The following is a 19726-nucleotide window of genomic DNA, read 5'->3' on the forward strand; positions in this document are numbered from 1 at the left end:
GGCATTGAATTCCTCCCTTCAAAAACAGTTTGATGCGCTTGAAAAGCAGCGTTTGCAATTACTGCGTGAAGTTTCGGATTGCCCGATTGAACTTTTAAATAAAAATCCTCAAGCCGATAAATGGAGCATCAATCAAATTATTCAACATTTGATTTTGGCAGAGGAGCTTTCACAAAAATCTATAAAAGCAAAATTACTCACTGGAAAATTTGAATCGGCGGGAATGATGACGCATGTGCGTACCTTGCTGTTAAAAGTTTTTTTGCGCAGTTCAGTTAAATTTAAGGCTCCGGTGGCAGTGAGTAAAATTCCCGAAAATTTGGCATTAGAGGAGCTGTATCAAAAATGGGAACAGAGTCGAAGGCAGCTCAATGAACTTCTTGAATCTATTCCACAAAGCATGTTAAACAAGTATATTTTTAAACATCCTGTTGCGGGTAAAATGAACCTTCACGGTGGTTTAGCTTTTATGCAGGAGCATGTGCGCAGGCATGCGCAGCAAATCAAAAGAATTATAGTCGCTCAAAAATGAAGACATTTAAAAAGTATTTTTCCTTGCCGGCACCTGCTGAAGAGGTTTATTTGGCGCTTACCAATCCCAAAAGCATTATGCTGTGGAGCGGCGATTGGGCAGAGATGAGTGAAGAACCCGGTTCGGAGTTTTCGCTTTGGGATGGAAGTATTGTGGGGAAAAATTTGGAGTTTGTAACCAATAAAAAAATAGTTCAGCAGTGGTATTTCGGAGAGGCTTCTGAAGATTCTATTGTGACTATAAAGCTCCATGAAAAGGGAAATGAAACCTCCATGGAAGTGGAGCACACCAACATTCCGGATGCCGATTATAGCGACATTGTTGAAGGCTGGAACAACAGCTATTTTGCAGGATTGTTGGAATTTTTTAAAGAATAATTATCCGGTAAAACTACTCTTTCAAAAATTTAGCATGCAGTACTGAATCTCCATTTTTTAGCGAGATGAAATACAAGCCTTGTGGCAGATTGCTTACATCAATAGCACTTCCTGTATATGCAGTTTGAAGCATTATCTTCCCCTGGGGGTTAAAAATGTGCAGCGTTGCATGTGGCAAATGAATTGAATTTTGAAACGCTAGTCGAGATTTAACGGGATTAGGAAACACTTGTAAGGTTGTTTTCTTGGCAAGTTCCTCCTGCATTAAACTAATATTACAATTTACTTTTTGGGGTCCGCTTCCAAGGCCATTGGCTCTTCCAAGTTGACCATAAGTGTTTTCTCCCCAGGACCAAAGTGTACCATCGCTTTTTACCGCAAAATTATGGTTCTCATCAACGTCAATTGCTACCCAATCGTGCACTGTGCCAACCTGTGTAGGGAAATAGATATCAAATCCATTACCCACACCTAATTGTGCATAGCCACCATCGCCCCAAGCCCATAAGGTGCTGTCGGATTTTAAAGCAACTGTGTGTTCATATCCTGCAGCTACTTGAATCCAATTGCTGTCGCTTCCAATTTGGATAGGAGCAATTTTTGTTATTTGGGTGCTATCGCCCAATTGCCCTTTGTTGTTTCTTCCCCATGCCCACAGTGTGCCATTTTTTTTAATTGCGAGGGAATGATTATCACCCACACCAACCTCAATCCATTTAGATAAAGTGTCGACACGAATGGGAACACCCGCATAATTAGTGTTACCCAATTGTCCATCAGCATTGCTTCCCCAGGCCCACAAACTACTATCGGCTTTTAGTGCAAGAGTATGGTTACTGCCTGGATAAATAGCTACCCAGTCTGTATCTGTTCCAATTTGAACAGGTGTATATCCTCCGGCAGTAGGGCTTCCGAGCTGACCAAAAAAGTTTAATCCCCATGCCCAGAGTGCTCCGTTTGTTTTTTGTGCAAATCCACCAAAACTGCTTGCATACACTTTACTCCAATCGTAAGCTGTGCCAATTTGAGTAGGAACATTTTTATTACCGGGAGTACCAATTCCGAGCTCACCTTGTGCATTTCTGCCCCATGCCCATAAGGAACCGTCTTCTTTTAACGCCAAGGTGTGATTTCCGCCGGCAGACACACTTGCCCATGTTGTATCATATCCAATAATTGTAAAAACATTTCTAGCTGTATTTGTACCATCGCCGATTTGCCCATAGCCATTGTAACCGGTAGTAAGCATTTGGCCATTATCAGAAACGGCTGCCGAGTGGTTGCCTCCGCCATCGGCTATTTTCCAGCATTGAGCAAATGTCGACAGCCGAAACAAGAAAAGAAAACTTAGGAGAATTGTGCTTTTTGTCATAAAGGTGTAAAATAGTGCTGTGAAATTACTCTTTATTAAGCATCGAAACTAACCATTAGCTAGGTTTTTGTCACAAATGTGAAGATAAATGCTTGAAGTCTAAGGGTTTTAGTTACTTTTGCACGAATTAAAAAAAACAACATGAAAAAATATCAAAAAATCCTATTGGTTTGTTTAACTGTGGCAGCTGTTATGCCTTCTTGTAAAAAAGGTGAAGACGATCCGTTTTTATCTTTGCGTTCAAGAAAAGGTAGAGTAGCAGGTGATTGGACAGTGGAGTCAAAAATAGATACTCGTACCGACTTAACAACCGGGTCTACCACCACTATTACCATTAATGGTTCAGATTATACCAGAACTTCAAATGGAACATTTTCCTCCACTACAAAAGGAACTATAGGAGCATTTACCTATACTTTTGAAAAGGATGGAAAATGGAATTCAGTTTATGAACTAACCACTGTGAATACCAGCGGAAGTGGGGGTTCAGCTACAACTACTACAACTACAAAACATGTTGAGAGTTCAGGTATATGGAATTTTTTAGGGAAAATAGGAGAAGCAAAGAACAAGGAAAATATGTCTGTTTCTAAAACCTTAGAAATTACAAGAACAACCACTAAGGTTGAGAATCCTATAGTGGGAACATCAACAGGTGAAAGTACCCAAACTGATACTTTTGGTGAAAACGAGAGTGTAGAGATTTGGAAACTTACCCAATTGAAGAATAAAGAGCTAAAAGCAGAGATGAAGATTGATAATTCTTCAACTAGTCCAACAAATGTTGATAGGGAAACAGGTTCTGTTTCTTTTACTTTGAAACAGTAAGTTTCGGTTTACAAGTATTGCAAAAGCAGCTTCTTAGGGAGCTGCTTTTGTGTTTATATAATCTTTAGCTATGGAAGTAAAGGATTCAGTTCTTCGCTGGTACGATGTTCAAAAGCATCGTCGTGTTTTAAATCGCCTTGTTTTTTTACCATGGGCTTATCCGGTTGGTTTTTGTTGTTATTAGGATCGAGTTTATCAATTCGTTGAATTACTTCTTCCTTTTTTTGGGTTTGGGATTTTGTGGCTTTCATATTTTTGTGTTTAACTGCACAAAGTTCAATTGAATAGGGAGGTAGATGCTTACAAAATTTTTTAAAAGATATACATAATTAATAGGTGGCAGCGCTTCTGGCTGTATAACAAATAGTTGCTTGCAAGAATTTTATATTGCCCTTTATCTTAATTTAAACTTTCCACCTTGCTTGCTGTTGTGTAAATTTACAGCTTCAAAAAAATCATAGCAGGCGCATATGAGCGCTTGCTTATTTCTATTGGTGAACGAATGACGATTAACGAAATACTGGCAGCTTACTCAAAAAGTGACAATACAAAAGCGCTTGCAACTGCAATTAATAGCAATGTAACCTCTAAGGTACAATTGAAAGGCTTGGTGGGTTCGTCGGCTGCATTTATTGCGAGTGCTGTGGTGGATTGTGTTCCTAAAACACATCTTTTTATATTGAGTGATAAAGAGGAAGCAGCTTATTTTTTGAACGATATTGAGAATTTGAATGGCGATAAGAATTGCCTCTTTTTTCCACCATCGTACAAAAAACCTTATGAACCGGAGGCGGTAGAAAATGCGAATATTTTGCTTCGCGCGGAGGTGCTCAATAAAATTAACAAGAGCAATAAACAGTGCATTATCATTAGCTACCCGGAAGCACTCGCCGAAAAGGTAGTGACCAAAAAGCACCTTACAAAAAATACCATGGAGCTCAAAGAAGGGGAGCAGTTGAACATGGATTTTATTATGGATTTGTTGCAGGAGTTTGGATTTGAACGTGTAGATTATGTAATAGAACCGGGGCAATATTCTATTCGAGGTGGAATTGTAGATGTGTTTTCCTTTTCAAATGAACATCCATTTCGCATTGAGTTTTTGGGCAATGAAGTAGAAAGCATTCGCAGCTTTGATGTGGTGACACAATTATCGATTACAAAGTTTGGAAAAATAAATATTGTTCCCAACGTACAGGATCGGATTTTGCAAGAAAACCGTGAATCGTTTCTTGAATTTTTATCGGATGGCTTGGTAGTTTGGACTAAGAATTTTGCGTTTTGTCGAGAGCGGATTGAAAAGGAATTTTTAGCGGCAGAAGCGGCATACGAAAAAAATACTGCATTGATTGAACAGCTTTCGCCGCGCGAATTATTTATTTCGGGGGATGATTTTTTCAACCAATGTAAAAATGTTGCAGTAATTGAAATTGGCAATACTAGCTCTTATCCGGCGGATGTAAACCTGCACTATAAACTCACACCGCAACCCAATTTCAATAAAAACTTTGATTTGCTTATCAGTTCTTTGAAAGATAATGCGGCTCAAAAAATTAAGAATATTTTATTTGCTGATACGGCAAAACAAACAGAGCGCATTTATGCGATACTCGAGGACTTAAATGTGAGCAAGGGTCATAAGTTTCCGGCAGAAGAGGTGCGCCCTATATTGTTGTCGATTCATGAAGGATTTATTGATCGCGATTTAGGAATTGCTTGTTATACCGACCATCAGATATTTGATCGTTACCACCGATACAAATTAAAAAGCAACAATAATAACAAGCAGGCTATAACGCTTAAAGAGCTGCAATCCTTGCAACCGGGCGATTACATTACCCATATTGACCATGGGGTGGGGAGATTTGCGGGATTGGAGAAAATCGATGTAAATGGAAAGCCGCAAGAGGCCATAAGGTTAGTGTATAAGGACAATGATATTTTGTACATCAGCATACATTCATTGCACCGTATTTCTAAATTTTCGGGACAGGAAGGAACCATCCCCAAGATTAATAAGCTCGGCTCAAATGCATGGGCAACGCTTAAGCAAAAAACTAAAACAAAAGTCAAGCAAATTGCATTCGACTTAATTAAACTCTACGCCAAACGGCGCACGCAAAAGGGATTTGAGTTTGCTCCCGATACCTATTTGCAAACCGAACTGGAAGCAAGTTTTATTTATGAAGACACTCCGGATCAGGAAAAATCAACAGCTGCGGTGAAAAAGGATATGGAGTCGAAATTTCCAATGGATAGATTAATTTGTGGCGATGTAGGTTTTGGGAAAACGGAAGTTGCGATTCGTGCAGCATTTAAAGCTGTGGGAGATAGCAAGCAAGTAGCGGTGCTTGTTCCAACAACTATACTTGCGCTTCAACACTACAAAACTTTTAGTGAACGCTTAAAGGATTTTCCTTGTAAGGTGGATTATATCAATCGATTTAAATCTGCTAAAGAACAAAAGCAAACACTCGAAAAATTAAAAAATGGAGCGGTAGATATTTTAATTGGAACGCATCGCATTGTAGGAAAGGATGTAGTTTTTAAAGATTTGGGTTTGTTGATTATTGATGAAGAGCAGAAGTTTGGTGTGGGTACAAAAGATAAATTAAAAGCGTTGAAGAGCAATGTGGATACGCTTACTCTCACAGCTACTCCTATTCCGCGCACCTTACAATTTTCCATGATGGGAGCACGCGATTTATCTGTGATTACCACTCCGCCACCCAATCGTTATCCGGTGCAAACCGAGCTGCACAGTTTTCATGAAGAAATAATTCGGGATGCTATAAGTTTTGAAGTTTCGCGCGGGGGACAAGTATTTTTTATTCACAACCGTGTTCAAAATATTAATGAAGTTGCCGGAATGATTCAACGACTATGCCCTAGAGTGCGAACAGTGGTAGGACATGGGCAATTGGATGGGGATAAGTTGGAAGAGGTAATGCTCAACTTTATTAACGGTGAATTTGACGTGCTGGTGGCAACTACAATTATAGAAAGCGGCTTAGATATTCCGAATGCAAACACCATCTTAATTAATCAGGCACATTTGTTTGGTTTGAGCGATTTGCATCAGATGCGCGGTCGTGTTGGCCGTTCGAATAAAAAGGCATTTTGTTATTTATTGGCACCTCCCATTTCTACACTTACCAATGAAGCGCGCAAAAGATTAAAAGCCATAGAAGAGTTTGCGGATCTTGGAAGTGGCTTCAGTATTGCCATGCGTGATTTGGATATACGTGGTGCAGGAAATTTATTGGGCGGTGAGCAAAGCGGTTTCATTAGTGAAATTGGTTTTGAAATGTATATGAAAATATTGGACGAAGCCATTCAAGAATTGAGAGAAGAGAACGAGCAATTTCGTGAAAACACGAACTTGGCTTCCACCATTAATTCGAATTTTGAAACCATAAATACGCAGCATTTTGTGCGCGATTGCCAAATTGATACCGACATGGAAATATTAATTCCGGATGAATATGTGGTGAATATTGGAGAGCGATTGGCTTTGTATAAGGAGTTGGATGATATTGAAAAAGAAGAAGATTTAATGCGTTACGAAAGCAACCTCCGCGATCGTTTTGGATTGGTGCCATCGCAGGTAAAAGAGTTGATAAATACCATTCGTTTGCGCTGGTTGGCCAAAGAAATTGGATTGGAAAAATTGGTGTTGAAAAGCAATAAATTGATTGGGTATTTTATCCTAAATCAAAATTCGGGCTATTATCAAAGCGAAGCATTTACACGTGTTTTAAAATATGTACAACATAATCCTCGACTGTGCAAAATGCGGGAGAATAAAGAAAAATTATCGCTATCGTTTGAAGGAATAAAATCGGTGAATGAGGCGATTCGTGCATTAAAGCCCATTCAGCAATTAGAATTGGTGAGCTAAGTAATTTTAGTTTTTATGGAGATTCCGAAAGTTGAAACAATAATTTAACATTCACCACCGTTAGGATAAGAATCTATTTCCTATTTTTACTACATGATATTGAGCAGGCTAGTACAATACTTTTTTCTTTTTGCCTTTTTAGTAGGAGGATTTGCTTCGTGCAAAAAATCTGAAGAAGTAACTGTACCTAACAATACATCACCTACCGACAATACCATTTCTGAGTTAACCAAAAGGAGTTACATCAATAAGGTGTATATATCTATTTTGGGTAGAGAGCCAAATACTACTGAGCTTGCAACCGATTTAAGCATATTGAATTCAGGAAATTTTTCGGCAGAAAAGAGAAATCTCTTTTTAGATAATGTGTTAAATAAGCCGGGCTATGCTTTTCGAAACTGGATTATTGCCAGCAATGAATTGTTGAATGGTACAGATACAGCTGATGTGCATCAATTTATATTAATATACACCGCATTACTCGGAAATTCTACCTATCAGAATTTATGGCCTGCTATTGAAGTGGAAAGGCAAAAGCTACGAAGCCTTTACGCTGTGCCGGGTGCATTAGAAGGAGATTCGCTCGATATTATAGGGATGCATAGGCGCTGTGTGTTCAATTACTTTTATGATCAAATAAATATGGGGACCTCCAATTTTGTGACGGCCACCTTTCAAAATTTTTTATACCGCTATCCAACCGATGCTGAATTAAGCAATGGAATAAATATGGTGGATGGATTTAATGCAGCACTCTTTTTTCAGACCGGCAATTCGAAGCAGGATTTTATGGATATTTTTTTTACTTCCGATAATTATTTTGAAGGACAAGTGCGGGCATTGTTTTTACGCTATTTATTTCGTCAACCCAACTCTGCAGAAATGACTTCATTTGCAATAAAGTATAAAGCAAACCACGATTATAAGGCGTTGCAGAAAGGTATTTTGGCACTTGATGAATATGTAGGCATCTAAAAATTAAGTATGAATAAAAAAAAGCAATTCTTACGATTGGTGTTTTTTATGCTGTTGATTTCGAGTTGGCAGTGTAAGAAAGAAAAAACCTATGTATACGGGGTGAACGACGTTAGTGTGAAGCAAGAGGGTGCAAACAAACCCTCGGTAAAAACCACCACAGAGTTTATTTCAATCGCTTATGCAGATGTGTTTGGTACTACCATAGCAGGAAATGAGTTAACTGAATTGTCGCTTTTGTACTCCGCTTTTGGAGACAAGAAATTGATGGAAAATATGATTATTAAAAACTTTCTGAATGCTCCCGGATTAGCCATTCCAACAAAGACTCAGATGAATGCGGATCTGGAAACATTTTTAAAAAATACCTATACCAAATTTTTGAACCGTAGTCCAAATGAATTTGAATTGTACGGCACCAAAAGTTTGGTGCAAGCCGATACAAGCATCACACCTGAATTAATTTATTACGGTATGCTTACTTCGAATGAATACAGACATTATTAAAATACTAACATGAAGGACTCGCGTAGAAGTTTTATAAAAAAGGCTGGACTCTTGTCGGCCGGTGCGTTTGTGGCTCCTTATATTTTGCCTTCCGGCAGATTGTTTGCTGCCACCGGAATACGAAGGGCCAATCACGTGGTATTTTGCTTATTTGCGGGCGGTGTTAGAAATTTAGAAACCATTCAAAAGGCAGAAGGAAATTTAATGCCGTATACCCTTTCAGGAACTGAAGCAATTTCTTCTGATATCCTTGCCGGGATGAGTCCTTTACCGGCACCTATTGGGAATCCATTACAACTCAGTGGAACTTTATTTAAAGATTTTAGATACAAAAGCGGACCTACCGGACATTTTAATGGGCATACCACGGCCATTACAGGCGTATACACGGATAATGATTTAGATATCAAAACCAATCCGCAGTATCCTACCGTTTTTGAGTATTACCGCAAGCATAATTCACCCTCACAAACGGCTTTAAACGCATGGTGGATTAGCAATGCATTGGGACCTTATCCGGCGTTAAATTTTAGTAAGGACAGTAATTATGGTGCATTGTATGGAGGAAATCACATTCAACCTGCCGCCATCATTGGTTCGGGTTATGATGCATTGGGCCATCCAAAAGTATTTTCATCTGCGCAAGCATCGGCAGCGAAATCGATGCGTAGCTTTTTGGATAACAATTTTGCCAATCAAACTAAAGCAGCCGATGCAGGGGTTACAAATGGCGAAAGTGATGCAGTAAAAATTGAAACGTTTATTCAGCAATCATTTGTTGATGCGGCATCAGGGCTCTATAACAATCCATGGAACCTAGGTGCCAGCATGAATAACGATATGTACAATATCTTTTTTGCTGAAAAAATTATGCAGCAATTCAAGCCCGAGTTGATGGTAGTGAACATGCAAGACGTTGATATTGCGCATTCTAATTTTACAGAGTATTGCAATAATATGCGGAAAGCAGATTATGCCTTAACCCATTTGTGGAATACTATTCAAAGCACGCCGGGCATGGCTAACGATACTGTATTAATTGTTGCTCCGGAACACGGAAGAAATTTAACACACAATTCCATTGTAGATAATTTCGGTCGCTATGCGCTAGATCACACGAATGATCAAACTTCACGAGAAATATTTTGCCTTGTGTTGGGTCCTCCCGGTAAGGTGAAAACGAATACGGTTTTTGCCAATCCATCCGGTATAGGAGAGAGCATTGATATTGTTCCAACAATTGCGGATGTACTTGGATTTTATAACGATATACCCATGAGCTACCGAAGCCGTATGGGAAGTCCACTAACTCAAGCTTTTATATAGATGATGGGGTTTAAAAGGATTGCACTTATTTTTAGTTTAGTGGGATTGGTTTTGTGGAACGGCTGTAAAGAAAAGGACAGCGCAGCACCTGAAAATCCATTTGCGGCTTTAAACGAAGCACCAACCATGCCTTCTGATACGGTGAATCCGAATTCTTTTTTGGGGATTCATAAAAATATTCTTGCCGTGAAGTGTGCTAATCCGAGTTGTCACGATGGGAGTTTTGAACCTGATTACCGCAGTGTGGAGTCGTCGTACAACACCTTGGTGTATCATCCCGTAATTAAGCAATTGGACCCTTGGCCATTTCGGGTTATTCCATTTGATACGGCAAAGAGTTGGTTGTGGCAGCGTGTTATTCATGAGCGGATTATAAGCAATGGCGATACTTCGGGTGGAAGAATGCCATTGTATAAGGATGCTTTATCCACTTCAGAATTAAATAATATCAGTACTTGGATAATGAATGGGGCAAGAGACATCCATGGCCAAGTGCCCAGCTATCCCAATCAGGAACCCAAAATTATTGCTTATGGTGCTTTTGACCCAACTTTTACATTTGAGTTTTCAAAAGACGTGAATCGGGTAGATAGCTTATCATACAATCCTTTCATCGTTTCATCATCAGATGTGATTCAGATACTCACGGTAGCGAGCGATGATAGTACTGAAGTTTCGGCTTTTCAAAACTGCACTTTAAAACTTTCTTTGCAGAAGGATAATTTTGCAGGAGCGCTTTCCTTTCCGTGCACGTATTTTGAAGTTCCTACACCTAATGAAACATTTAAGACATGGCGCACCACCATTAGTGCCGCTGCATTCCCAACCGATACAATTGTGTATATGCGCTTTTACGCCAACGATGGAGATCATCCTAACAATACAGAATTTCCATTAAATGAATCGGTATTTTATTATAAATCGTATTGGGCATTTTATATAAAACCTTGAGGATGCAACACGTAAAAAATAAATTATTTCTGTTCGCATTGGCAAGTGCAATTTCTTTAATTTTTTCCTGCAAAAAGGATAAGGTAGAAATTAGCAATGTGCCCGAAATAAAACTGGTAGAAGTAAGTCCAACTCAAATTAGAGAATACAAAGACAAGGTCGTTTTTAATGTATATTACAAAGATGGAGATGGCGACATTGGCGAAAATGCCGATGGTATAAAAAATCTTTTTGTAACGGATTCACGCAACCAAATTACCTATCAGTTTCGCGTTAAACAATTGGCTCCAAGCGGTGCCGGAATTCCAATTGAAGGCAATTTAATGGTAGAGTTAAATAATGCTGCAATTTTGGATGGGAGCTCTTCTCAAGCGGTTGAATACTCGCTTTATTTGAAAGATAGGGCTGGTAATTCAAGCAATACCATTACTACTTCCGGCCTAAGCGTTATCAAGTAATTTAATACAGCCATGAAATTTTCAAAATGGATTTATGTTGTTTTGCCTTTGCTAATATTTTCGATTGCTGCCTGTATTTCCTGTTCGGGATTAAAGCCAATTGAATTGAAGAAAGTGGAATCTGTAAAAATCCTAAATTCCTCTACCGATGGCGTGGACATGGAAGTGAACATGGTGATTGCCAATCCCAATTTTTTAAAATTTACGATTACGGAGGCAGACATCAATATTGTGTTGAATAAAGTGGACATGGGTAAAGCCGCTTTGAAAAATAAAGTAACCATAGCGGGCCACTCCGAAGTAAGTCAAAAATTTATTATTCATGTGGGCGTTTCAAATGCGCTGTTGGGAGGCTTTGCTTCCTTGCTTTCCCTATTTAAAAGCAACCAAGCCACCATTAGCATGAAGGGAACGATTAGAGCACGATCCTTGGGCATTTCGAGGAGCTTTCCGGTGGATGAGACTACCAAAATTCCCTTTTCATATTAGTTTTCAATAAAGTGCTACACAAGCCTTTTTGCTGTGGATGGATTTTAATTTACCTATTTGCATGCGTAATTTTGATAATCTGTTCTTGTCAAAGAACTCCTTCAACAAAAAACACAATGGATACAAAACACCACAAGTTCACAAATCATCTTATTCACGAAAGCAGTCCGTATTTGCTGCAACATGCGCACAATCCTGTGGACTGGTATCCATGGAACGACAGTACTTTGGCGAAGGCAAAGGCGGAAAATAAAATGCTGCTCATAAGCATTGGTTATTCCGCTTGCCATTGGTGTCATGTGATGGAGCATGAGAGTTTTGAAAACGAAGAGGTTGCAAAGATCATGAACGAACATTATATCTGCATTAAAGTGGATCGGGAGGAACGGCCGGATATTGATCAGGTATATATGAATGCAGTGCAATTAATGACCGGCAGTGGAGGTTGGCCACTTAATTGTTTTGCATTGCCGGATGGGCGCCCAGTTTATGGGGGCACTTATTTCCCCACTGAAAAATGGAAAAATGTATTGTTGAATATTGCAGATTTATTTAAAAACGAACCCAACAAAGTATTCGAATATGCAGCAAAATTAACAGACGGAATTAAGCAAAGCGAATTAATTAAACGCAATGAAAGCCAAGAAGTATTCGATTCGGAAGACTTAACTAAAATATATGAGGAATGGTCGAAACGCTTTGACAAAGTGGAGGGAGGGCCGAATCGAGCACCAAAATTTCCATTGCCAAACAATTATCAATTTTTATTGCGCTATGCAGTTTTGAATGCCCATCCCGAGGCTTTAGCGCATGTAAAATTAACTTTAGCAAAAATGGCCTTTGGTGGAATTTACGATCAGTTGGGTGGAGGATTTTCGCGCTATTCAACTGATTATTTATGGAAAGTTCCGCATTTCGAAAAAATGGGTTATGATAACGCTCAGTTGGTAAGTCTTTACAGTGAAGCCTTTCAATACAGCAAGGACCCTTTGTATAAACAAGTGGTGGAAGAAACACTGGAATTTGTGCAGCGGGAATTGACTTCTGCAGAAGGTGCTTTTTATTCGGCTTTGGATGCAGATAGTGAAGGGGAAGAAGGAAAATATTACGTTTGGAAGAAGACAGAATTGGAGCAGCTCCTTGGAGCAGATTTTACATTGTTTGCAGCCTATTTCAATATCAATGAAATTGGATTTTGGGAGCATGGCAATTACATTTTACTGCGAAAAAAACAAGACGAGGAAATTGCAAATCAATTAAAAATTCCTGTAAGTGAATTAATAGCTAGGCTTGACCGATGTAAAAAAGTATTAGCTGCAGAAAGAGAAAAAAGAGTGCATCCCGGATTGGACGATAAAATTTTGTGTTCATGGAATGCATTGATGATAAAGGGCTATGTGGATGCTTACAAAGTTTTTAATGAACCCAAATATTTAGAACAAGCAGTGCGGACTGCTAATTTTATTTGCGAAAAAATGATGTTGGATGACAGTTGTATGTTTCATAGCTATAAGAATGGAAAAGCAAGCATTAATGGTTTTTTGGAAGATTATGCTTTTTGTGCCGAAGCTTTTATTGCCTTGTACGAAGCGAGCTTCGATGAAAAATATTTGACAATAGCGCAACAATTAACAGCATATAGCATTGCTCATTTTTATGATGAAGAGAGTGGGTTTTTCTTTTTTACTTCTACCAAGGATGTTGCTTTAATTGCCCGCAAAATGGAAACATCCGACAATGTAATTCCTGCATCGAATTCAGTTATGGCTAAAGTTCTTTATCTGTTGGGGCACTATCTGGATAAAGAAGAGTATATCGAGAAAGCAAAACAAATGTTGCAAAATGTAAAACCCCTCATGCAGGGCTATGGTGCCGGCTATTCGAATTGGGCCATGTTGCTGCAAAATTTTGTTGGCCCTTATTATGAGATTGCAGTTGTTGGTGAAGATGCTGAAAAAATTCGTAAGGAATTGGAACAACATTTTATTCCAAATAAGTTGCTTCTTGGCACTAGGGCTGAAAGTAAATTGCCGCTATTGGAAGGGAAATATATTGCCGGTAAAACCTTGATTTATGTGTGCAAAAACAAAACTTGTCAGCGACCTGTTTCCAGCGTGAAAGAGGCTTTAAATCAACTGCATTAAATTTATATGCCATCACGAATGGCATCTTCCATGTGCACAATTTTAAACTTATTGTTTTGGTAAAGGACTTCAATTATATCAAATCGGATTTCTTTCTCACTGTTTTTTTGTTCTAAATAGGCTTCGGCACCTTCAATTAATTTAGCTTGTTTTGCAGGGCCAACAAATTCAGCAGGTGAGCCAAAATCAGTATTGGAGCGAGTTTTAACCTCAACAAATACAATTAGCTTGTCTACTTCGCAAACGATATCCAATTCACATTTCTCAAACCTCCAGTTGATATCAAGTATTTTGTATCCCTTTAAAATGAGGTAATCGCGCGCTGCAGCTTCGCCTTTAATTCCTAAATCATTATGTTGTGCCATTTAACGAAACGGATTTCAATTCCACCTTATCCGCACTATTTAATTCAATTGTATCACCCAAAATAAGAGGAAAATTTGCAGGAATATGTCCGGAAGGAAAACCAAAACAAACCGGATAATCGAATTCTTTTACGGCATCACAAATTATTTCTTCTGCTGTTTTTCCGAAGGGAATTGTATTGTCTTTCATATCGCTCATGCCTCCAATTACCAGACCTGCCAAATGTGCTAATTTTCCGCTTCTTTTCAGGGCCATCATCATTCGGTCAATATGATAGAGGTATTCATCCAAGTCTTCTAAAAAAAGAATTTTTCCTTTGGTATCCACGTCGCTCGCAGAAGCCAAAAGTGAATAGAGTATCGATAAATTTCCACCTATTATTTTTCCAGTTGCTTGTCCCTTTCTGTTGAAAGGATGTGCCGGTATTTCGTAGGATTGAGTTCCCGTGAACAAAGCGGATTTTATTTTTTCAATTTCTTCCCTTCCTGCTTTTTGGAAGCTGAAAGCCATAGGGGAATGTAAACTTGCTATGGCGAAGTTGGCTTCAAGGTGTGCGTGCAATACGCTTATGTCGCTGTATCCAATTATCCATTTAGGACTTTTCACAAATCGGCTAAAATCAATTTTGTCAATGATGCGCACCGTGCCATATCCGCCCCGAGCGAAAAGCACCGCATGTATCTTTTCATCATCCAAAGCTTCCTGCAAATCGGAAGCTCTCTGTGCATCACTCCCTGCAAATTGATTTTGTTGGGCAAATAAATTTTTACCAAGTATTACTTCTAAACCCCATTGTGTTAGGGTGTCAATTGCTTTCTGAATTTCTTCGGGAGCCACTTTTCGGGCACTTGAAATGAGCGCAACTTTGTCGCCTTTTTGTAATTTTGGAGGGAGTATAGTTTTCATAAGCGTTTCACAAATGTGCAGATTATTTTTATCAGCGCTACAACAAAATTACACTTCAGTTGCAAAAAAATACGCTTCGTCAGAAAGTGCTTTAATGTTGGAGAAGCATAGTACATCTTTGTCAAAAAAAAACAGCACACATGAATACGCAGCCGTACACATCCTTTCAGAAAATGATTAAGGAAGCCATTTTAACCTTTTTAATTTTATTATTGGCAAGTAGTTTATTTGCCCAAGAACCCACTCAAACCATACGAGGCGTGGTAATTGACAATCAATCTAAAACACCTTTAGTAGGTGTAAGTGTGGTGTTGCTCACAAGCGAAAGCTTTACCGGCAATGCAAGTGATTTGGATGGTAATTTTCGTTTGGAAAAGGTTCCTGTTGGCCGTCAAACCTTAAAAGCAACGTATGTTGGTTATCGCGAAAGGGTGATACAAGTGATTGTTACTAGCGGTAAGGAAACCATTATTACCATTGAGATGGAAGAATCGGTAGTACAAGGAAAAGAAGTGGTGATTTCTGCGGAGCGTGAAAAAACTAAAGCTATAAACGAGATGGCAACTGTGAGTGCCCGTTCTTTCACGATTGAAGAAACGAGCCGTTATGCCGGTAGTCGCAATGACCCGGCGCGCATGGCAGCAAATTATGCAGGTGTGAGCGGCGCCAACGATTCGCGCAACGATATTATAATTCGAGGTAACTCTCCTCAAGGCGTTTTGTGGCGTTTAAATGGCATGGACATTCCTAATCCCAATCATTTTGGTTCGCTTGGATCTACAGGTGGTCCGGTAGGAATTTTAAACAATAATGTGCTCGATAATTCCGATTTCTTGACAGGTGCGTTTCCATCGGAATATGGCAATGCTTTGGCTGGGGTATTTGATTTGCGGATGCGTTCCGGAAATAATGAAAAGCATGAACACATGTTTCAGCTTGGGTTTACAGGTTTTGAAGGCGGAATAGAAGGACCCTTTTCAAAAAAGAGCAAAGCTTCTTATTTGGTGAATTACCGTTATTCGTCACTTGCGGTGTTTCAGGCCATGGGCGCAAATTTTGGAACCGGTAGTGCTGTTCCCCAGTATCAGGATTTATCTTTTAAAGTGGATTTGCCTACCGAAAAAGCTGGAAAATTCAGCTTGTTTGGAGTGGGTGGAATTAGCTACATAGAATTTTTAGACAGTAAAAAGGACAGTACCGCAAAGGATTTTTACAGTACTTCCGGAACCGATACTTATTTTGGTTCCAATATGGGGGTTGTTGGATTGCAACATGTGTATTCCTTTAACAGCAGTACTTTTGGGAAATTAAGTTTGTCGGCTTCGGGCTTTTCAACCAAAATTCAACAAGATTCGTTAAGCACTTTTGATAGAACTCCAATTGCTTATTACGGTAATACCTCTTCTAATACCAAGCTTAGCGCAAACTATGTGCTGGTGAAAAAATTCAATGCTAAAAACACTTTGAAGACCGGTTTCTTTGTGGATGACATTATGTATTCATTAAAGGATAGTGTGTTTGATGCTCCTGTTTATCAGCGCTTGCGCAACAGCAGTGGCAATAGTTTTTTATACCAAGCCTATGTGCAATGGCAACATAAATTTACCGATAAAATTACTAGCAATTTGGGTGTACATTATCAGCAATTGGCCATCAATAATTCTTACGCCGTGGAACCGCGAGTAGGTATTAAATGGGAATTTAAAGAAGGTCAATCTATCAATATAGGCGCAGGAATGCATAGTCAAATGCAAAGTATTTTTACCTATTTTGACGAGAGTTATATTCCATCCACCGGGGAACGAATTCTAACCAATAAAAACTTAGATTTTTCGCGCAGCAATCAGTTGGTGTTAGGCTATGATAATGCTTTTACAAAGAGTATGCGCCTAAAGGCAGAAGCCTATTATCAATACTTGTATGATATTCCGGTAACCCAGCGTAAAAGTTACTATTCAGCAGTAAATGCCGGTGCCGATTTTAATAATCCTTCCATCGATAGTCTTGTGAATAAAGGTACAGGAACAAACTTCGGAGTGGAATTAACGTTGGAGAAGTTTTATAGCAAGGGTTATTATTTCTTGATTACTGCCTCGCTGTTTGATAGCAAATACAAAGGTAGTGATGGGGTTGAGCGCAATACAGCATTTAACGGAAATTACACATACAATGCTTTGGCTGGAAAGGAATTTACTATAAATAAAAAATCACTTATCTCTATTGATGTTAAAGTTACCTATGCCGGTGGGAAACGCGAAGTACCTATTGATTTAGAGGCTTCAAACTTGAAGGGAAGTGTTGTATATATCGAAAGTGATGCATATGAAACCAAGCTAAAAGATTATTTTAGAAGCGATGTAAAGTTGAGTTACAAAAGAAATGGTAGAAGAATTACGCAAGAGTTTTCAGTGGACATACAGAATGTAAGCGGCAATAAAAATATTTTTCAACGTACCTATGACCCACAAAAACAGGATTTGCGTACGGAGTATCAAATTGGTTTATTTGTAATTCCACAATATAGAATTTTGTTTTAAAAATAATTTGTCCTCTTGAGCATAGTCGAAGGGGTCTTCGACTACGCTCAGACTGACATTTAGTAGTTGATTTTTTTGAATTGGGATTTGAAATAGTTTTGAATTGAAGAAAATAAACGTATGTCCTCCTGAGCTTAGTCGAAGGGGGTCTTCGACTACGCTCAGACTGACTTTGATTAATTGATGGGATAGACTTTGGATGTGAATTTTAAGAAAATGGATAAAAAGAAAATAGAAAAACCAAAAGATCGATGGGCGCGGATAGTATTTATCCCGCTTGTTGGTTTTTTAACTACACTCTTATTTGGGAAGCAAGGCTCATCTGTGCCTGAAAACTTTATTTATATAAATATTTTTATTTCCATTTTCTCTACACTTATTCTTTGGGAAGGCAATCGCTACATTGTTATATTATTACGCAATCAATATCAAGATTACAGACAAGTTGGCAAACGCTTACTCTGGCAATTGGCGCTGTGTACCGGATTTTCATTACTTGCCAGTAATATTATTTTTCTTTCGCTTATGCGGATGTTCCCCGGTGCTCCCTTGTGTAATGCCGATCGCATATACATGTCGCAATTGAGTTTAATTATTACGTTTCTCATTATTGCCATTTACGAAAGCAGTTATTTTTTAGGGAAATGGAAGGAGGCCTTAGTGCATGCCGAGGAGCTGAAAAGAGAAAGTATTATTGCTCAATTTGAGACGTTGAAAAGCCAGGTAAATCCACACTTTTTATTCAATAGTTTAAATACACTTACTGCATTAATTGAAGAAAATCCGAGTATTGCGGTGCGTTTTGTGGGACAACTTTCGCAAGTGTATCGTTACGTGCTGCAAAGCCGCGAAAAGGAGCTCACTGATTTAAAAACGGAATTGGAATTCACGCAGTCGTATATATTTTTATTGCAAAACAGATTTGAGAAAAATTTGCAAATAAATCTGGTAATTGATGAAAAATACTTGAGCAAAAAAATTGCGCCTCTTTGCTTGCAAATGTTGATTGAGAATGCCATCAAACACAATATAGTATCAGCTGAAAAGCCTTTACTGATTGAAATTGGGTTGGATGAAAAGGAGTATATTTATGTGAAGAATAGATTGCAGAAAAAGAATTTTTCGGAACAAAATCATGGCTTGGGATTGCCCAATATTTGTAAACGCTATTCCATACTTTCGGAGAAGGAAGTGAAGATTGAACAAAATGAATTTGAATTTAAAGTTTCGTTGCCCTTATTGTAAATGAGAGTTGTAATTATTGAAGATGAAGCAGTAGCTGCACGCCGCTTGCAAAAGTTGGTCACAGAGTTGGAGCCAAACGTGGAAGTGCTTGCGTTGCTCGATAGTGTGGAGAGTGCTGTAAAATGGTGCATGCAAAATCCCGCTCCCGATTTGTTTTTTATGGATATTCAACTGGCTGATGGATTGAGTTTCGAAATTGTAGAACAGGTGGATATTCAAACGCCTATAATTTTTACCACGGCTTTTGATGAGTATGCCATCAAAGCATTTTCAGTAAATAGTATTGATTACCTGCTTAAGCCCATAGAAAAGGATAACTTGGAGCGTGCGCTCACTAAATTTAAACAAGGAAACCCGGCTGTTTCAAACGATTTAAAGGGAATATTGTCGCAATTATTAAAAGGAAGAACCACTTTTAGAGAACGTTTTTTAGTAAAAAAGGGAGATGCTTATTTTCCTTTATTGACCAGTGATATCGCTTATTTTTATGCGGAGGAGAAAGTTGTATTTGCCAAAACAAAATCCAACCAACGTTACCTTTTAGAATTTACGTTGGATACACTTGAAAGTACTTTAAATCCGGATCTTTTTTATCGTGCTAACCGTCAGTTTTTAATTTCCATTGATGCGGTAACACAGGTAAAAAACAGTTTTAATGGGAAGTTGAAAGCCTTGGTAAATCCTGATTCTGAGGAAGAAATCATCATTTCGCGTGAGAAGGCACAAGCTTTTAAATCTTGGTTGGGAAAAGCCTGATTTCCTACTTTTTAGCCACACAGCAATTCGTTAAAGCCCGCCTAATTATTATCTTT

The 19726-nt window shown here is 38.7% G+C and carries 18 protein-coding genes; 14 read left to right on the plus strand and 4 right to left on the minus strand.

Going from position 1 to position 19726, the window contains the following annotated elements; translation table 11 throughout:
• The first annotated feature begins 4 nt into the window (after positions 1-4).
• Positions 5-532 carry a DinB family protein gene (locus IPP32_04995; protein MBL0047441.1) on the plus strand — a complete coding sequence of 176 codons (528 nt, stop codon included), beginning with the start codon at positions 5-7 and terminating at the stop codon, positions 530-532.
• Complete coding sequence (locus IPP32_05000) at positions 529-909, plus strand: SRPBCC domain-containing protein (protein ID MBL0047442.1); 381 nt, start codon at positions 529-531, stop codon at positions 907-909. Before IPP32_04995 ends, IPP32_05000 begins: the two co-directional genes overlap by 4 nt.
• Before the next feature lie 13 nt (positions 910-922).
• Here IPP32_05000 and IPP32_05005 read toward each other — a convergent pair whose 3' ends face one another.
• Positions 923-2281 (minus strand): T9SS type A sorting domain-containing protein, encoded by a 1359-nt coding sequence (locus tag IPP32_05005; GenBank protein MBL0047443.1) that lies wholly within the window; start codon positions 2279-2281, stop codon positions 923-925.
• A 141-nt stretch (positions 2282-2422) separates the two neighbouring features.
• Between IPP32_05005 and IPP32_05010 the strand changes: the two genes are divergently transcribed.
• Positions 2423-3109: a hypothetical protein gene (locus IPP32_05010; protein ID MBL0047444.1), complete on the plus strand. Its 687-nt coding sequence runs from the start codon at positions 2423-2425 to the stop codon at positions 3107-3109.
• A 68-nt stretch (positions 3110-3177) separates the two neighbouring features.
• On the opposite strand, the gene IPP32_05015 is transcribed toward IPP32_05010, so the two are convergent.
• Positions 3178-3360, minus strand: coding sequence for a hypothetical protein (locus IPP32_05015; GenBank protein MBL0047445.1), 183 nt, complete (start codon positions 3358-3360; stop codon positions 3178-3180).
• Positions 3361-3611: 251 nt separating this feature from the next.
• Between IPP32_05015 and mfd the strand changes: the two genes are divergently transcribed.
• The 8 genes from mfd (at position 3612) to IPP32_05055 (ending at position 13860) form a co-directional block, all read left to right on the plus strand.
• The gene (gene mfd / locus IPP32_05020) at positions 3612-7010 is read left to right on the plus strand and encodes a transcription-repair coupling factor (GenBank protein ID MBL0047446.1); all 3399 of its coding nucleotides are present in this window, start codon (positions 3612-3614) and stop codon (positions 7008-7010) included.
• Positions 7011-7109: 99 nt separating this feature from the next.
• Complete coding sequence (locus IPP32_05025) at positions 7110-7985, plus strand: hypothetical protein (GenBank protein MBL0047447.1); 876 nt, start codon at positions 7110-7112, stop codon at positions 7983-7985.
• Positions 7986-7994: 9 nt separating this feature from the next.
• Positions 7995-8492, plus strand: coding sequence for a hypothetical protein (locus tag IPP32_05030; protein ID MBL0047448.1), 498 nt, complete (start codon positions 7995-7997; stop codon positions 8490-8492).
• Positions 8493-8501: 9 nt separating this feature from the next.
• A complete protein-coding gene (locus tag IPP32_05035; protein MBL0047449.1) occupies positions 8502-9818 on the plus strand; it encodes an alkaline phosphatase family protein in 1317 nt (438 codons plus the stop codon).
• Positions 9819-10769 carry a hypothetical protein gene (locus tag IPP32_05040; GenBank protein MBL0047450.1) on the plus strand — a complete coding sequence of 317 codons (951 nt, stop codon included), beginning with the start codon at positions 9819-9821 and terminating at the stop codon, positions 10767-10769.
• Between the two features lie 2 nt (positions 10770-10771).
• Positions 10772-11227 (plus strand): hypothetical protein, encoded by a 456-nt coding sequence (locus IPP32_05045; protein MBL0047451.1) that lies wholly within the window; start codon positions 10772-10774, stop codon positions 11225-11227.
• A gap of 12 nt (positions 11228-11239) precedes the next feature.
• Positions 11240-11716: a hypothetical protein gene (locus IPP32_05050; protein ID MBL0047452.1), complete on the plus strand. Its 477-nt coding sequence runs from the start codon at positions 11240-11242 to the stop codon at positions 11714-11716.
• 116 nt (positions 11717-11832) lie between these two features.
• Entirely contained in the window at positions 11833-13860 is a 2028-nt protein-coding gene (locus tag IPP32_05055) for a thioredoxin domain-containing protein (GenBank protein ID MBL0047453.1), read from the plus strand.
• Positions 13861-13862: 2 nt separating this feature from the next.
• On the opposite strand, the gene IPP32_05060 is transcribed toward IPP32_05055, so the two are convergent.
• Both IPP32_05060 and IPP32_05065 read right to left on the minus strand, forming a co-directional pair.
• Positions 13863-14225, minus strand: a complete 363-nt coding sequence (locus IPP32_05060; protein ID MBL0047454.1) for a YraN family protein — start codon at positions 14223-14225, stop codon at positions 13863-13865.
• On the minus strand, positions 14212-15132 hold the full coding sequence (locus IPP32_05065) for an LD-carboxypeptidase (protein ID MBL0047455.1): 921 nt from the start codon (positions 15130-15132) through the stop codon (positions 14212-14214). The genes IPP32_05060 and IPP32_05065 overlap by 14 nt, the downstream gene beginning before the upstream one ends.
• Before the next feature lie 173 nt (positions 15133-15305).
• Between IPP32_05065 and IPP32_05070 the strand changes: the two genes are divergently transcribed.
• The 3 genes from IPP32_05070 (at position 15306) to IPP32_05080 (ending at position 19670) form a co-directional block, all read left to right on the plus strand.
• A complete protein-coding gene (locus IPP32_05070; protein MBL0047456.1) occupies positions 15306-17669 on the plus strand; it encodes a TonB-dependent receptor in 2364 nt (787 codons plus the stop codon).
• A gap of 216 nt (positions 17670-17885) precedes the next feature.
• Complete coding sequence (locus IPP32_05075; protein MBL0047457.1) at positions 17886-18914, plus strand: histidine kinase; 1029 nt, start codon at positions 17886-17888, stop codon at positions 18912-18914.
• Positions 18915-19670, plus strand: coding sequence for a response regulator transcription factor (locus IPP32_05080; protein MBL0047458.1), 756 nt, complete (start codon positions 18915-18917; stop codon positions 19668-19670).
• Positions 19671-19726 lie beyond the last annotated feature (56 nt).

The organism is Bacteroidota bacterium (assembly GCA_016721765.1).
Taxonomy (GTDB): domain Bacteria; phylum Bacteroidota; class Bacteroidia; order UBA4408; family UBA4408; genus UBA4408.

Excerpts from the sequence above, each read along its gene's own strand:
- IPP32_05000 (MBL0047442.1), top strand. The coding sequence starts at position 529 with ATGAAGACATTTAAAAAGTATTTTTCCTTGCCGGCACCTGCTGAAGAG.
- IPP32_05005 (MBL0047443.1), bottom strand. The coding sequence starts at position 2,281 with ATGACAAAAAGCACAATTCTCCTAAGTTTTCTTTTCTTGTTTCGGCTG.
- IPP32_05010 (MBL0047444.1), top strand. The coding sequence starts at position 2,423 with ATGAAAAAATATCAAAAAATCCTATTGGTTTGTTTAACTGTGGCAGCT.
- IPP32_05015 (MBL0047445.1), bottom strand. The coding sequence starts at position 3,360 with ATGAAAGCCACAAAATCCCAAACCCAAAAAAAGGAAGAAGTAATTCAA.
- mfd (MBL0047446.1), top strand. The coding sequence starts at position 3,612 with ATGACGATTAACGAAATACTGGCAGCTTACTCAAAAAGTGACAATACA.
- IPP32_05030 (MBL0047448.1), top strand. The coding sequence starts at position 7,995 with ATGAATAAAAAAAAGCAATTCTTACGATTGGTGTTTTTTATGCTGTTG.
- IPP32_05035 (MBL0047449.1), top strand. The coding sequence starts at position 8,502 with ATGAAGGACTCGCGTAGAAGTTTTATAAAAAAGGCTGGACTCTTGTCG.
- IPP32_05040 (MBL0047450.1), top strand. The coding sequence starts at position 9,819 with ATGATGGGGTTTAAAAGGATTGCACTTATTTTTAGTTTAGTGGGATTG.
- IPP32_05045 (MBL0047451.1), top strand. The coding sequence starts at position 10,772 with ATGCAACACGTAAAAAATAAATTATTTCTGTTCGCATTGGCAAGTGCA.
- IPP32_05050 (MBL0047452.1), top strand. The coding sequence starts at position 11,240 with ATGAAATTTTCAAAATGGATTTATGTTGTTTTGCCTTTGCTAATATTT.
- IPP32_05055 (MBL0047453.1), top strand. The coding sequence starts at position 11,833 with ATGGATACAAAACACCACAAGTTCACAAATCATCTTATTCACGAAAGC.
- IPP32_05060 (MBL0047454.1), bottom strand. The coding sequence starts at position 14,225 with ATGGCACAACATAATGATTTAGGAATTAAAGGCGAAGCTGCAGCGCGC.
- IPP32_05065 (MBL0047455.1), bottom strand. The coding sequence starts at position 15,132 with ATGAAAACTATACTCCCTCCAAAATTACAAAAAGGCGACAAAGTTGCG.
- IPP32_05070 (MBL0047456.1), top strand. The coding sequence starts at position 15,306 with ATGATTAAGGAAGCCATTTTAACCTTTTTAATTTTATTATTGGCAAGT.
- IPP32_05075 (MBL0047457.1), top strand. The coding sequence starts at position 17,886 with ATGGATAAAAAGAAAATAGAAAAACCAAAAGATCGATGGGCGCGGATA.
- IPP32_05080 (MBL0047458.1), top strand. The coding sequence starts at position 18,915 with ATGAGAGTTGTAATTATTGAAGATGAAGCAGTAGCTGCACGCCGCTTG.